The following is a 13,735-nucleotide window of genomic DNA, read 5'->3' on the forward strand; positions in this document are numbered from 1 at the left end:
GGGAAATCCGTTCCCGCAGCTATTTTGCGCAGAAAGCCCTGTTATGAAGATCATCCAGATCACCGACACTCATCTCGTACCCCCCGGCATTGCTGTAAACGGCGTCGATCCGGAAAAGCAGCTGCGCGCGGCGGTGGCCGATATTGTCGAAAAACACGCCGACGCCGATCTTCTTGTGATGACGGGTGATCTTTGCAATTACGGCGAGCCGGAAGCCTATGAACTGCTGCGAGACATCCTCGCGCCGGTCTCCGTGCCTGTGCGGCTGATGCTCGGCAATCACGACCGTCGCCCGGAATTCGTGGCTGCCTTTCCCGAGCAGCCGCGTGACGACAACGGCTATATCCAGTCCTTCATCGACACGGAATTCGGTCGGCTGCTGTTTCTCGACAGCCACGAGGCCGATGTCATCGGCGGCATGTATGGCGCGGATCGTCTGGCATGGCTGGAGAATGCGCTGGAAAGCGCGGACGACCTGCCGGTGACGGTGTTCATTCATCACCCGCCGATGGATTGCGGCATCCGCCATTTCGAACATATCGGTATGCATGATGACGGTGCTGTCATGCGCCGGCTCGCCGCTCATCCGGCCGGAATACGTCACATCATTTTCGGCCATATACATGTGCCGATGGCAGGGACGACCGCCGAAGGCATCGCCTATAGTTCCGGTCAGGCCTGCGCGCATCGTTTCATCACCGATATCGATGTTGTCGATCCGCTGTGGACGGGCGGCAATCCCTGTTACCGGATCATAAGCCTTGGTGCATTCGGCCTGCGTGCCTATGACGCGGAAGTTGGGCAGCTCGTGCTCGGTCAGGCGCCTGTCTGCGAAGGTCCCTGACACCGGACGTTTCCGTGTTATACGGGGATGACCTTCGCCTCGTGCCTGTTCCCGGTGTAGGGTGCGAGGTTCTTTGCCGATTACAGGGTTGCGGTGGTGAGAAGACCCCCGTTGCTTGTCGCGGGGATGCGCCACGTCTGGTTTGTTGAACGGGATGTGATGCATCGGAACCATGGTTCCGTGCGCACCCTTGATCTATGTCAGTTTCATCAATGAAACGGCACGCCATAGTCGCCGAAAGGTGGCCGACCAATGCCGTGCCATCGTGATGACAGATCATGGAGAATTGCATGCTTGAAAAGCGTATCCGCAACGCGTCCCTCTTGAACAGGATCGTCAGCGCCGAAGAGGCCGCCAGTCTCATTCAGGATGGCATGACGGTGGGCATGAGCGGCTTTACGCGCGCCGGTGAGGCCAAAGCCGTGCCGCTGGCGCTGGCCGAGCGCGCCAGGACCAACCCCATGAAAATCACCCTGATGACCGGCGCGTCCCTCGGCAACGATCTCGACAGGACAATGGTCGAGGCCGGCATGCTAGCGCGCCGCATGCCGTTCCAGTCCGATCCGGCTTTGCGAAAAGCGATCAATGACGGCAAGGTGATGTTCATCGATCAACACCTTTCCGAAACGGTGGAGCAATTGCGCGGCGGCCAGATCCACGGCGTCGATGTCGCCATTATCGAGGCCGTAGCAATCACTGCGGAAGGTGGCATCATTCCCACCACCTCCGTCGGTAATTCCGCGAGTTTCGCCATCCTTGCCGACAAGGTCATCGTCGAGATCAACCTGTCACAGCCCGAGGTGTTGGAAGGGCTTCATGATATCTTCATTCCCGCCAAGCGCCCGACCCGTATGCCCATCCCCGTCGTCGCGACGGATAGCCGTGTCGGCCTGCCTTTCATTCCGGTGCCGCCGGAAAAGATCGCCGCCATCGTGCTGAGCGACAAAAGCGACAGTTTCTCCACGGTGCTGCCGCCGGATGACGAGACCAAGGCGATTGCCGGCCATCTCACCGACTTTCTGTTGAACGAGGTGCGTCATGGCCGCATGACCCACGAACTCCAGCCGCTTCAGGCCGGTATCGGCACCATTGCCAATGCTGTCATGCATGGTTTCATCGATACGCCGTTTCATGATCTGAAAATGTATTCGGAAGTCCTGCAGGATTCGACCTTCGAACTGTTCGACGCTGACAAGCTGACCTTCGCCTCCGGTTCGTCAATCACGCTCTCCTCCGCCATGAACGAGCAGGTCATGCCGCGACTGGCCGATTACAAAAGCAGGCTGATCCTGCGTCCGCAGGAGGTGAGCAACCATCCGGAAGTCATCCGCCGCCTCGGTATCATCGGCATCAACACCGCGTTGGAATTCGATATCTACGGAAACGTCAATTCCACCCATGTCGGCGGGACGCATATGATGAACGGCATCGGCGGCTCGGGCGATTTCGCCCGCAACGCCTATATGTCGATCTTCGTTACCAAGTCGATCGCCAAGGGTGGCGCGATCTCAAGCGTCGTGCCCATGGTCAGCCATGTCGACCATACCGAACACGATGTCGATATCCTCGTCACCGAAATCGGGCTTGCCGATCTGCGCGGGCTGGCACCTCGCGAGCGTGCGGCTGTCATCATCGCCAATTGCGTCCATCCCGATTATCGCGATGCGCTGGCTGACTATTATCACCGGGCGACAGCGCGGGGCGGGCATACGCCGCATCTCATCGAAGAGGCGTTGTCCTGGCATCAGGCGTTGCGGGAAAAGGGCACGATGCGACCCCAGCAATAGGCGTTGAAACAGGTGGTCCTCTTGCCGGTTTTTCGACCGGCAATTGGGTCCGTTTGGACACACCGCTGGGGAAAGTGCCCGCCACTCCGCTTAGGTTGCTGGCGCGACTGTTCCGCCTCCGGTAGAAAATCTTCTCCACCCGGCCGCTATCGAGCTGCCTCAGGGTTGTAGGAGAGTGATGTGATGCCCCTTCGCTTCGTCGCCATGATCGCGATTGTCGCCCTGCTTGCAAGCTGCGGCGGGCGGCCCATCGGGGTCATGACACCGACGGGACAAACTGTGGTCGGTACGACGCCGGTCAATCTCCTCGTTGCGACAACGCGCGCCCCGTCCGAAAATCCCGCGGTTCTTTTCGGCGGCGAGCGGGGAACGGGGCTGAAGGTCGATGCGGTCACGGTCTCCATTCCGCCTGCTGCCAACCGCAAGGTTGGTCAGGTGCAATGGCCGAAAAAACTGCCACCCAATCCGCTGAAGGATTTCACCACGGTTGCGGTTGAGCCCATTCTCTCCGAAGCAGAAACCAGAAGTTGGATCAGTAAGCATATCGCAAAGGACCGCCGTGTGCTGGTTTTCGTGCATGGTTTCAACAATCGTTACGAGGAATCCGTCTATCGCTTCGCCCAGATCGTCCATGATTCCGGCACGGATGTCGTTCCAGTGGTCTTCACCTGGCCGTCGCGCGCGAGCATTTTCGACTATAATTACGATAAGGAAAGTACCAACTATTCCCGCGATTCGCTGGAGGAGATGCTGACGCGGCTGGCGAAAGATAAATCCATACGCGAAGTCACCGTCATGGCCCATTCCATGGGCACTTGGCTTGCGGTGGAGGCGCTGCGCCAGATGGCCATCCGCAACGGCCGCGTTGATCCCAAGATAAGCAATGTCATTCTGGCTGCTCCGGATCTCGATGTCGACGTGTTCAGCCGGCAATTCAGCAGCCTCGGTAAAACGCCGCCGAAATTCACCCTCTTCGTGTCGCAGGATGACCGCGCGCTCAGCCTGTCGCGTCGCATTTCCGGCAATGTCGATCGCCTCGGCCAGATCGATCCTTCCGTTGAGCCCTATCGCAGCCAGCTGGAAAAAGCTGGCATCACCGTTCTCGATCTCACCAAGCTGCAATCCGGTGATCGTCTGAATCACGGAAAATTTGCCGAGAGTCCCGAGGTCGTCCGCCTGATCGGCGACCGTCTCATTGCCGGCCAGACGGTGACGGATTCCGATGTCGGCCTGGGCGAAGCGTTGGGTGCCGTCAGTATCGGTGCTGCGCAAACCGTCGGAACGGCGGCCAGCGTGGTGGTCAGTGCGCCGATCGCGGTCTTCGATCCACGCACGCGGGAAAATTATGGCAGGCAGGTGGAGCGGCTTGGCCGCTCTGTGGAAAACACCGTCGGGTCGGTGGGCGATACAGCCGGTTCCGTGGTGGACGATCAGGCGCTTCAGTCGTCAAGGGTCAACTGCGATGCCGCCGCAAATCGAAACCGGGCGGAATGCCGTAGTCGCTAAGCCACGATACGACCGGGGGTGGCGGAAACGTCAGGCGTTTTTGTCACCACACTCCCGCAGATTTGTATACAGCTTGTATTTTTATCTGTATGGTCGGGCCAACAACCCAACTTCCGGAGTAGACCCCATGCGTTGGAAACGCACCCTCCAGCTTCTCGATGTTCATTGCGAAGGCGAAATCGGCCGTGTCGTCACTGGCGGCGCGCCGAAAATTCCCGGCAACACCGTGGCCGAACAGCTGCACTGGATGAACACCGATCCGCAAGGGGAAGCCTTGCGCCGCTTCCTGACGCTGGAGCCGCGCGGTACGCCCATGGGGTCGGTCAACCTGCTCCTGCCGCCGAAACATCCCGATGCGCACGCCGCCTTCGTCATTCTCCAGCCGGATCAGGCGCATGCCAGTTCGGGTTCGAATTCCATCTGCGCGACGACGGCGCTTCTGGAAAGCGGCATGGTGGAAATGCAGGAACCGGAAACCGTCATCATTCTGGAAACGGCCGCTGGTCTCGTCAAAGCGACGGCCACCTGCCGTGACGGACGCTGCGAAAAGGTCAAGCTGACCATGGTGCCATCCTTCGTGCATGAGCTGGATATCAGCATCGACACGCCGGAATGGGGCAAGGTGACGATGGATATCTCCTACGGCGGCATTTTTTATGCGCTGGTGGATGTCCGCCAGATCGGGCTCACGATCGAAAAGGCCAATGCCGCCAAGCTGGTCTCGGCCGGCATGATCCTGAAGGATCTGGTCAACCGTGAAATGACCGTCGTGCATCCGGAAATCCCGGCAATATCAGGCGTCGCTTACGTCATGTTCCGTGATGTGGATGCCGATGGTTCCATCCGCACCTGCACCACCATGTGGCCGGGCCGCGCGGATCGCTCGCCCTGTGGCACCGGCAATTCCGCCAATCTCGCCACGCTTTATGCGCGCGGCAAGGTGAAGGTGGGCGACGAATATAAATCCCGCTCGATCATCGGGTCGGAATTCGATGTCGGCCTTTCCGCCGTCACCGAAGTGGCGGGCCGTCCGGCCGTCATTCCCACCATTGCCGGGCGTGGCTTCACCTTCGGTCTGCATCAGGTCGGCCTTGATCCCTTCGATCCCCTGGCCGATGGTTTTGCCATGACCGATGTCTGGGGTCCGGAAGCGGGCAACATCTGAGGCATGCTTTAAAAAAATGACATTTACAGCCGCCCGATGAACTTTGGCGGCTGTTTTCCCGCGGCAAAAGATGCTAAGCGGGCGCCAATTCCATCATGCTCCGAGGTATCCCGATGAAGTCGCTCACCCTGCGCCGCCCTGATGACTGGCACCTGCATCTTCGTGATGGCGCCATGCTGGAAGGGGTGATCGGGGATACGAGCCGTCATTTCGCCCGCGCCATCATTATGCCAAACCTGGTGCCGCCGGTTGTTACCACGGCCGACGCCCGCGCCTATCGCGAACGCATCGTCAAGGCAATTCCGGCGGATGACCGTTTCGAGCCGTTGATGACCCTCTATCTGACCGAGGACACGCAGGCCGACGATGTGGAAGAGGGCAAAAAAAGCGGCCTCATCACTGCCGTCAAGCTCTATCCGGCGGGTGCGACCACCAATTCCCACGGCGGGGTGCGCGATTTCAACAAGGCCATGCCGGTTCTGGAACGCATGGCGAAGATCGGCCTGCCGCTTTGCTTGCACGGTGAGGTAACGACGCCGGAGGTCGATATTTTCGACCGCGAAAAGGCCTTCATCGATACGGTTCTGGAACCGCTGCGCCAGCGCCTGCCGGAGCTCAAGGTGACGATGGAGCACATCACCACCCGCGACGGCGTGGATTACATCAAGTCTTCCAAGGCCAATATCGCCGGCTCAATCACCACCCATCATCTCATCATCAACCGCAACGCCATTCTGGTTGGCGGCATCAAGCCACATTATTATTGCCTGCCCGTCGCCAAGCGCGAGGAGCACAGGCTTGCGCTGCGGGCTGCTGCGACGTCGGGCGACGCGCGCTTCTTCCTCGGCACGGACTCCGCTCCGCATGTGGACCCGCTGAAGGAATGCGCCTGCGGCTGCGCCGGCATCTATACCTCGATCAACACCATGAGCTGCCTTGCCCATGTCTTCGAGGATGAAAACGCCCTCGACAAGCTGGAGGCCTTCGCCTCGCTCAACGGCCCGGCCTGGTATGGTCTTGCGCCAAACGAGGAGACGATCACGCTGGTCAAGCGCGACGAGCCGGTATCATTCCCGGCCAAGATCGAGACGGGCGCGGGGCCGGTCACCGTATTTGACCCGATGTTCCCGCTCCATTGGGATGTAGACTGATTTTATAACCGCCGGCACTGCCGGCGGTTTTGTTATGGTCTGCCAGTACCTCGGCGGGCGACGGCATACCGAACAAAGACGCGTGCTTTCCGAACACCCATCCGGGTTTTCGGAGCGAGAAACCAAGGCCTAAAAGGAGAACGCCTATGAACCACTTCACATTCACCGATCGCACCGTGGTTGCGGAACTGGTTGCGAAAATGTTGTGGGAAATCAAGGCTGTCCATTTCAATTCCGAAAGCCCTTATACCTTTGCCTCGGGCATGAAGAGCCCTGTCTATATCGACATGCGCAAGCTGATCTCTTTCCCGCGCATTCGCTCCGCAGCCATGGATTTTGCGGCGGCGGCGGTGATGCGCGAGGCGGGTTTCGAGAAGTTCGACTGTGTCGCCGGCGGTGAAACGGCAGGCATTCCCTTTGCTGCTTTCCTTGCCGAGCGCCTCGGCCTGCCGATGATCTATTGCCGCAAGAAGCCGAAAGGCCACGGCCGCAATGCCCAGATCGAAGGCCATATGCCGGAAGGCGCTCGCGTTCTGGTCATCGAGGATCTGACGACGGCCGGCGGGTCGATGTTCACCTTCATCGATGCTATCCGGGCGGCTGGCGGCATTGTCGATCACGGCATCGCGCTGTTCTATTACGGCATCTTCGAAGAGGCTGAAGCGCGCTTTTCCAACGGCAATGTCAAACTGCATTATCTGACGACCTGGCGCGATGTTCTGGCGGTCGCCCGCGCTGAAAAACTGTTCGACGAAAAGACCCTGTCAGAGGTTGAAGCCTTCCTCGACAATCCACTGCCATGGTCGGCAAAGCACGGCGGCGTCAGCGAATTGCCGCAATCGTGATTTCGGATGTGGCCAGCCCAGCTTGTGGCTGGCCTTCCGATCGATCTTCGTCTAAATCGATTTAAGTTCATTTGATTTGCTGTTTTGAGGAGGACCGTAATGATCCTGTGTTGTGGTGAAGCCCTGATTGACATGCTGCCCCGGCAGACGACGCTGGGCGAGGCGGGTTTTGCCCCCTATGCAGGCGGAGCGGTCTTCAACACGGCGATTGCGCTGGGGCGTCTCGGCGTTCCTTCCGCCTCCTTCACGGGTCTTTCCGATGACATGATGGGTGATATCCTGCGGGAAACCCTGCGCGCCAGCAATGTCGATTTCAGCTATTGCGCTACCCTTTCGCGCCCGACCACCATCGCCTTCGTGAAGCTGGTGGAAGGTCATGCGACCTATGCGTTCTACGACGAGAACACCGCTGGCCGGATGATTACCGAGAAGGAGCTTCCGGCACTGGGCGCGGATTGCGAGGCGCTGCATTTCGGCGCGATCAGCCTCATCCCGGAGCCCTGCGGCAGCACCTATGAGGCGCTGATGACACGCGAGCATGAAAGCCGTGTCATTTCGCTCGATCCCAATATCCGCCCCGGTTTCATCAAGGACAAGCAGTCGCATATGGCCCGCATCCGCCGCATGGCCGCCATGTCTGATATCGTCAAGTTCTCGGATGAGGACCTCGCCTGGTTCGGTCTTGAAGGGGATGAGGACACGCTTGCCCGCCATTGGCTGCATCACGGTGCAAAGCTGGTCGTCGTCACCCGTGGCGCCAAGGGCGCCGTGGGCTACACCTCCGGCTTGAAGGTCGAAGTCGCCTCTGAACGCGTCGAGGTCGTGGATACCGTTGGTGCTGGTGACACCTTCGATGCCGGCATTCTGGCTTCGCTGAAAATGCAGGGTCTTCTCACCAAGGCGCAGGTTGCCTCACTGACGGAAGAGCAGATCAGAAAGGCGCTTGCGCTGGGGGCAAAGGCTGCGGCAGTCACCGTTTCGCGGGCCGGGGCAAATCCGCCCTTTGCGCATGAAATCGGTTTGTGATGGGCGCGGTTGAACCATTTTGAACGAGTGGTTCAACACTCTTCCCGGCGCTAAAGCCGTAAAAAACCGTTATTTCGATATTATGAAGCTTGTGTCCGCTGTTTTTTCACGAAACAAGCGTCGCATGAGCGTTCCCAAGTCCCATCCTTTTGATTTCGACCCGACCTATGGCATGCAGCGTGAACAGCTGCTGGCCATCACCCCGCCCGAGGCGCCACCCGGCTTCGATGATTTCTGGAAAAAGCGCTATCGCCGCGCGCTCGCCACGGATCCCCGGCCGGTGCTGCGCAAGAGCAGGCTCAGCGACCCCCGCTGGCATGTCCTAGATTTGACCTACACATCCACCGACGGTTTTCGCATCGGCGGGTGGCTGCTTTTGCCGCGCGAGGGACAGGTGCGTCGCGGCCTCGTTGTTGGCCATGGTTATGGCGGTCGCGAGGCTCCTGATTTTGACGTGCCCGTGGAAGAGACGGCCGTGTTGTTTCCCTGTTTTCGTGGGCTTTCGCTCAGCACCTGTCCGCCGATCTCGTCCGATCCGGCCCTACATGTCCTCTATAATATCGACAGGAAGGACGATTACGTCATCGGCGGCTGCGTTGACGATCTGTGGGTTGCCGTTTCCACGCTCATAAGCCTTTATCCCTGGCTGGACGGGCAGGTGGGTTACAGCGGCATCAGTTTCGGCGGCGGCATCGGTGCCCTGGCCATTCCTTTCGACAAGCGCATTGATCGTGGCCACCTTGTCGTGCCGACATTCGGCCACAGGCCGTTCTGGTTGACGTTACCGACCGTTGGCAGCGCGGATGCCGTCCAGGCCTATTCCAAGACCCACGCCCATGTGCTCGAAACGCTGCGCCTGTTCGATGCCGCCTGTGCTGCCGCCCGCATAAAAGTCCCGATGCTGGTCGCGCCTGCGCTTTTCGATCCGGCAGTGGCGCCACCTTGCCAGTTCGCCGTGGCCAATGCTTTGCCAGAATCGAAATTTAATGAAATCTTCATCCTCGACGCCGGACATTTCGATTACCCTGACAGCGCATCGCAAGATGCGGTCCATAAGGACAAGGTCAGACGGTTTTTCAAGGTGCCATGAAACGCGAATATTTCCGTTGGTATAGTCACAGGCTCCATCGTGACATGGAGCTCCTGATATTCGGTCATGCCGGTGCGAAGGTGCTGATGTTTCCGACACGCGACGGGCGATTTTTCGAATATGAGGAACTGGGCCTTGTCGGCAGTCTCGCCGACAAGCTGGAGGCGGGCCACCTTCAGCTTTATTGCATAGAGGGGCTGGCCAGAGAGACCTTCTATGCGGCATGGCATCATCCCGCCGATCGCATTCGCCGCCATGCCGCTTTCGAAGAGTATATTCTGAACGAAGTGCTGCCGCTGATGTCAGAGAAAAATCCTCACGGCAGCACCATTGTGCAGGGTTGCAGTCTCGGTGCATTTCAAGCCGCCAGCCTCGTCTTTCGCCACCCGCATCTTTTTCGCAAGCTCGTCGCCTTTTCCGGTCGTTATGATCTGACGATGAAGGTGGAATCCTTCGGCGATCTGTTAGACGGTTATTACGACGACGACGTCTATTTCCATACACCCAGCCACTTTCTTCCGGGCCTTGACTGCCCATGGCGGCTTGATCACCTGCGGCGTATCGACATGGTCTTCACCATCGGCGATGCCGACCCGTTTCTGGACAACAATCATCATCTGAGCCGTGTCCTGTCGGATAAGCAGGTGGGGCATCGGATGCACGTCTGGGACGGCCGCGCCCACCGTGCGGGTGCGTGGCGCAAGATGGCCGCGCTTTATATTTGAGCCGCCCCATTAAAAAAGCCGGAGGTGTCTCCGGCTTTTTTGGATCTTGGTCGTAACGAACCTCAGCCCGCCAGACCCGCCAGCGCCTTCACCAGTCCCTGCGTCGAGCTGTCATGGCCCGCCGCACTTTCCTTGCCTTCGACGACGGGAAGCAGGCCGGTTGCCAATTCCTTGCCAAGCTCCACGCCCCATTGGTCGAAGGAGTTGATACGGAACAGCACGCCTTCGACGAAAACGCGGTGTTCGTAAAGCGCGATGAGGCGGCCAAGCGCAAAAGGCGTCAGCTCGTCGTAGACGAAGGTGATGGACGGGCGGTTGCCGGTGAAGACGCGGTGCGGCGCGATGAAATCGGCTTGGCTGTCTTCCATGCCCTTGGAGGTGAGCTGGGCTTTCGCTTCTGCAAGCGTACGGCCCTTCATCAGCGCTTCCGATTGCGCCAGGCAATTGGCGATGAGAAGCTGGTGCTGGTGGCGCAGTTCTGGCTCAAAACCATTGGCGGCAATCATGAATTCCGCCGGAATGACGCTCGTGCCCTGATGGATGAGCTGGTAAAAGGCGTGCTGACCGTTGGTGCCGGGCTCACCCCAGACGACCGGGCCGGACTGGCCTTCGACGGGCGTGCCGTCGATGGTCACACCCTTGCCGTTCGACTCCATGTCGAGCTGCTGCAGATAGGCGGGGAAACGCGACAGCCGCTGGTCATAAGGCAGGATTGCGCGTGTCGGATAATTCAGCACGTTACGGTTATAAAAACCGATGAGACCGAGCAGCATCGGCAGGTTTTCTCGGATCGGTGCCTCGCGGAAGTGCCTGTCCATGGCATGTGCACCATCCAGGAACTTGCCGAAATTATCCGGGCCGATGGCGATCATCAGCGGCAGGCCAATGGCCGACCAGATCGAATAACGTCCGCCCACCCAGTCCCAGAAACCGAAGATGCGGTCGCTTTCGATGCCGAAGGCGGCAACTTTTTCCAGCGCGGTGGAAACGGCGGCGAAGTGATGCTTGACGGCAGCCTCACCGAGCTTCTCGGCGATGAAGCGGCGCGCGGTGGCGGCGTTCGTCATCGTCTCGATGGTGGTGAAGGTCTTCGACGCCACGATGAAGAGCGAGGTCTCGGGGTCGATGAGCTTCAGCGTATCGGCAATATGCGCGCCATCGATGTTGGAAACGAAATGCGCGCGCGGGCCATCATGGAACGGTGCGAGCGCCAGCGTCGCCATGACCGGGCCGAGATCGGAGCCGCCGATGCCGATATTGATGACGTCGGTGATCTTTTTGCCGGTCGCACCCTTGAGGGAGCCGGAACGGATCGCATCGGCAAACTTGCCCATGGCCGCCAGAACGGCGTTCACATCGGGCATCACGTCCTTGCCGTCCACGAGAACCGGCGTGTTGGAGCGATTGCGTAGCGCCGTATGCAGCACGGCGCGGTCTTCGGTGAAGTTGATCGCCTTGCCGGAGAACATTTCTTCGCGCTTGGCCTCGACGCCGCCTTCGCGCGCGAGCTGTTCGAGAAGTGTGATGATCTCCTCATTCACGGCGCATTTGGAGTAGTCCATCAACAGGTCATCGAATTTGGCGCTGAAACGGCTGAATCTCTTGTCGTCTGCCGCAAAGGCGGCGCGCAGATCGGTTGCGGCTGTGCTGCTCGCCGTTGCTTTCAGTTTTTCGATGGTGGCCTGCATCTTGTGCTCCTCGGCTTCCGTGGAAGGATGAGGAAACTATTCTTTTTCAGGCGGCCAAATCAAGGCGACTTTGATAAAAGAAAAGGGCCGGGACGAAAGAAAGAGCCGGTCGTCCGGCTCTCCCCATTGCGCGTGACAATCAGTTCAGATTGCGCAATTCGCGCCGCAAGATTTTGCCGACATTCGATTTCGGCAACTCGGTGCGGAACTCGATGATTTTCGGCCTTTTGTAATTCGTCAGGCTCTTGGCGCAGAAGGCCTTGAGCTCCGCTTCCGTGAGCGACTGGTCCTTCTTGACGACGAAAAGCTTGACGGTTTCGCCGGAATGTTCATCCGGAACACCGATGGCGGCGCATTCCAGCACGCCCGGATGGCTGGCGGCCACTTCCTCTACTTCGTTCGGATAGACGTTGAAACCGGAAACGAGGATCATGTCCTTCTTGCGGTCGACGATCTTGGTGTAACCGCGCTCGTCCATGAAGCCCATGTCGCCGGAACGGAAGAAGCCGTCCGCCGTCATGGCTTTCGCGGTTTCATCCGGCCTCTGCCAATAGCCGGCCATGACCTGCGGGCCGCGAATGCAGATCTCGCCGACTTCACCTGTTGGCAGGCTCTTGCCGTCCTCGTCGCGAATATCGATTTCCGTAGAGGAGATGGGCAGGCCGATGGTGCCGCTGAATTCCGTGGAGTCGAGACGATTGACCGTTGCAACGGGTGATGTCTCGGAGAGGCCGTAACCCTCGGCAATCGGGCAGCCGACGATGGAAAGCCAGCGTTCCGCGACAGGCCTCTGCACGGCCATGCCGCCACCGAGAACCAGAATGAGCGATGACAGATCGAGTTTGCGGAAATCCTCATTGTTCATCAGCGCGTTGAAAAGCGTGTTGATGCCGGGGAAAATATGCGGCTGATAATGCGTCAGTTCCTTCACGAAGCCGGGAATGTCGCGTGGATTGGCGATCAGCAGATTGTGGCCGCCGAGCGCAATGCCCATCAGCGAATTCACCGTCAATGCGAAGATGTGACAGAGCGGCAGCGCGCAGATGAAGTTCAGAACATCAGGGCGGTCCTTTCGGCCGTTGAAGGCGGCGTCCAGCCACAGGCTGATCTGAAGCTTGTTGGCCAGAAGGTTGGCATGGGTGAGAACCGCACCCTTTGAGACGCCCGTCGTTCCACCGGTATATTGCAGGAAGGCGATGTCCTGTGCCGTGAGGCTGACCGGCTTCAAGGAAAATCCCTGGCCTTCCTTCAGCATGGCCTTGAAGCTGATCGAGCCGGGAATGGCGTAGGCGGGCACCAGCTTCTTGACCTTGCGAACCACCAGGTTGACGATATGTCCCTTGAAGCCGAGCAGATCGCCCATCGCGGCGACGACCACATGCCGCACCGCGGTTTTTGGTACCGCCTGCTGCGCCACATGGGCGAAGTTTTCCAGCACGAACAGGGCTTTCGCGCCGGAATCTTTCAGCTGGTGTTCCAGTTCGCGCGGGGTATAGAGCGGGTTGACATTGACCACGACCATGCCCGCCCGTAGAATTCCATAAACCGCGACGGGATTTTGCAGGATATTCGGCATCATCACGGCAACCCGGTCGCCTTTTTCCAACCCTCTGGACTGCAGCCAGGCAGCGACCGCGCGGGTCTCGGCGTCCAGTTCCCGATAGGTCAGGGACTTTCCCATGCTGGAAAAGGCCTTGCGATCGGCAAATTGCTTGCAACTCTTTTCGAGAAGGTCGACGAGCGAGGCATTTGTCGAGGCGGGGATCTCTGAAGGCACGCCCGGCGGATAGGATGCCAGCCAGCGTTTGGTAACACCGACATTTTCCGGATGTCCCAGGGACAATTCACTCATGCTGCTCCTCCCAGAGTCTCTGTCGCGCCGCGCGTTCGATGAACCGCGAAGAGGCG

General features: G+C 59.2%; 11 protein-coding genes. 9 read left to right on the plus strand and 2 right to left on the minus strand.

Annotation, left to right across the window (positions count from 1 at the left end; translation table 11 throughout):
- Window positions 1–43: 43 nt before the first annotated feature.
- The 9 genes from BS627_RS17520 (at window position 44) to BS627_RS17560 (ending at window position 10,139) form a co-directional block, all read left to right on the plus strand.
- Complete coding sequence (locus tag BS627_RS17520; RefSeq protein WP_077984450.1) at window positions 44–844, plus strand: phosphodiesterase; 801 nt, start codon at window positions 44–46, stop codon at window positions 842–844.
- A gap of 290 nt (window positions 845–1,134) precedes the next feature.
- The gene (locus tag BS627_RS17525; protein WP_077984451.1) at window positions 1,135–2,631 is read left to right on the plus strand and encodes an acetyl-CoA hydrolase/transferase family protein; all 1,497 of its coding nucleotides are present in this window, start codon (window positions 1,135–1,137) and stop codon (window positions 2,629–2,631) included.
- A gap of 183 nt (window positions 2,632–2,814) precedes the next feature.
- Window positions 2,815–4,137, plus strand: a complete 1,323-nt coding sequence (locus BS627_RS17530; protein ID WP_077984452.1) for an alpha/beta hydrolase — start codon at window positions 2,815–2,817, stop codon at window positions 4,135–4,137.
- A 127-nt stretch (window positions 4,138–4,264) separates the two neighbouring features.
- On the plus strand, window positions 4,265–5,302 hold the full coding sequence (locus BS627_RS17535; protein WP_077984453.1) for a 4-hydroxyproline epimerase: 1,038 nt from the start codon (window positions 4,265–4,267) through the stop codon (window positions 5,300–5,302).
- A gap of 113 nt (window positions 5,303–5,415) precedes the next feature.
- A complete protein-coding gene (gene pyrC / locus BS627_RS17540; RefSeq protein WP_077984454.1) occupies window positions 5,416–6,453 on the plus strand; it encodes a dihydroorotase in 1,038 nt (345 codons plus the stop codon).
- 146 nt (window positions 6,454–6,599) lie between these two features.
- Entirely contained in the window at window positions 6,600–7,298 is a 699-nt protein-coding gene (locus BS627_RS17545) for an orotate phosphoribosyltransferase (protein ID WP_077984455.1), read from the plus strand.
- Window positions 7,299–7,397: 99 nt separating this feature from the next.
- Window positions 7,398–8,324, plus strand: coding sequence for a carbohydrate kinase family protein (locus tag BS627_RS17550; protein ID WP_077984456.1), 927 nt, complete (start codon window positions 7,398–7,400; stop codon window positions 8,322–8,324).
- Between the two features lie 124 nt (window positions 8,325–8,448).
- Window positions 8,449–9,414 carry an acetylxylan esterase gene (locus tag BS627_RS17555; protein ID WP_077984479.1) on the plus strand — a complete coding sequence of 322 codons (966 nt, stop codon included), beginning with the start codon at window positions 8,449–8,451 and terminating at the stop codon, window positions 9,412–9,414.
- On the plus strand, window positions 9,411–10,139 hold the full coding sequence (locus BS627_RS17560) for an esterase family protein (protein ID WP_077984457.1): 729 nt from the start codon (window positions 9,411–9,413) through the stop codon (window positions 10,137–10,139). Before BS627_RS17555 ends, BS627_RS17560 begins: the two co-directional genes overlap by 4 nt.
- A 62-nt stretch (window positions 10,140–10,201) precedes the next feature.
- Here BS627_RS17560 and pgi read toward each other — a convergent pair whose 3' ends face one another.
- Both pgi and BS627_RS17570 read right to left on the minus strand, forming a co-directional pair.
- Window positions 10,202–11,827, minus strand: a complete 1,626-nt coding sequence (gene pgi, locus BS627_RS17565) for a glucose-6-phosphate isomerase (RefSeq protein WP_077984458.1) — start codon at window positions 11,825–11,827, stop codon at window positions 10,202–10,204.
- 139 nt (window positions 11,828–11,966) lie between these two features.
- Complete coding sequence (locus BS627_RS17570; RefSeq protein WP_077984459.1) at window positions 11,967–13,679, minus strand: long-chain fatty acid--CoA ligase; 1,713 nt, start codon at window positions 13,677–13,679, stop codon at window positions 11,967–11,969.
- Between the last annotated feature and the right edge of the window lie 56 nt (window positions 13,680–13,735).

It is taken from the genome of Agrobacterium salinitolerans (assembly GCF_002008225.1).
Lineage (GTDB): Bacteria > Pseudomonadota > Alphaproteobacteria > Rhizobiales > Rhizobiaceae > Agrobacterium > Agrobacterium salinitolerans.

What these genes read in the sequence shown, in the direction of transcription:
- BS627_RS17570 (WP_077984459.1), bottom strand. Translation starts at nt 13,679, where the DNA reads ATGAGTGAATTGTCCCTGGGACATCCGGAAAATGTCGGTGTTACCAAA.
- BS627_RS17535 (WP_077984453.1), top strand. Translation starts at nt 4,265, where the DNA reads ATGCGTTGGAAACGCACCCTCCAGCTTCTCGATGTTCATTGCGAAGGC.
- BS627_RS17530 (WP_077984452.1), top strand. Translation starts at nt 2,815, where the DNA reads ATGCCCCTTCGCTTCGTCGCCATGATCGCGATTGTCGCCCTGCTTGCA.
- BS627_RS17545 (WP_077984455.1), top strand. Translation starts at nt 6,600, where the DNA reads ATGAACCACTTCACATTCACCGATCGCACCGTGGTTGCGGAACTGGTT.
- BS627_RS17560 (WP_077984457.1), top strand. Translation starts at nt 9,411, where the DNA reads ATGAAACGCGAATATTTCCGTTGGTATAGTCACAGGCTCCATCGTGAC.
- BS627_RS17520 (WP_077984450.1), top strand. Translation starts at nt 44, where the DNA reads ATGAAGATCATCCAGATCACCGACACTCATCTCGTACCCCCCGGCATT.
- BS627_RS17550 (WP_077984456.1), top strand. Translation starts at nt 7,398, where the DNA reads ATGATCCTGTGTTGTGGTGAAGCCCTGATTGACATGCTGCCCCGGCAG.
- pyrC (WP_077984454.1), top strand. Translation starts at nt 5,416, where the DNA reads ATGAAGTCGCTCACCCTGCGCCGCCCTGATGACTGGCACCTGCATCTT.
- BS627_RS17525 (WP_077984451.1), top strand. Translation starts at nt 1,135, where the DNA reads ATGCTTGAAAAGCGTATCCGCAACGCGTCCCTCTTGAACAGGATCGTC.
- pgi (WP_077984458.1), bottom strand. Translation starts at nt 11,827, where the DNA reads ATGCAGGCCACCATCGAAAAACTGAAAGCAACGGCGAGCAGCACAGCC.
- BS627_RS17555 (WP_077984479.1), top strand. Translation starts at nt 8,449, where the DNA reads ATGAGCGTTCCCAAGTCCCATCCTTTTGATTTCGACCCGACCTATGGC.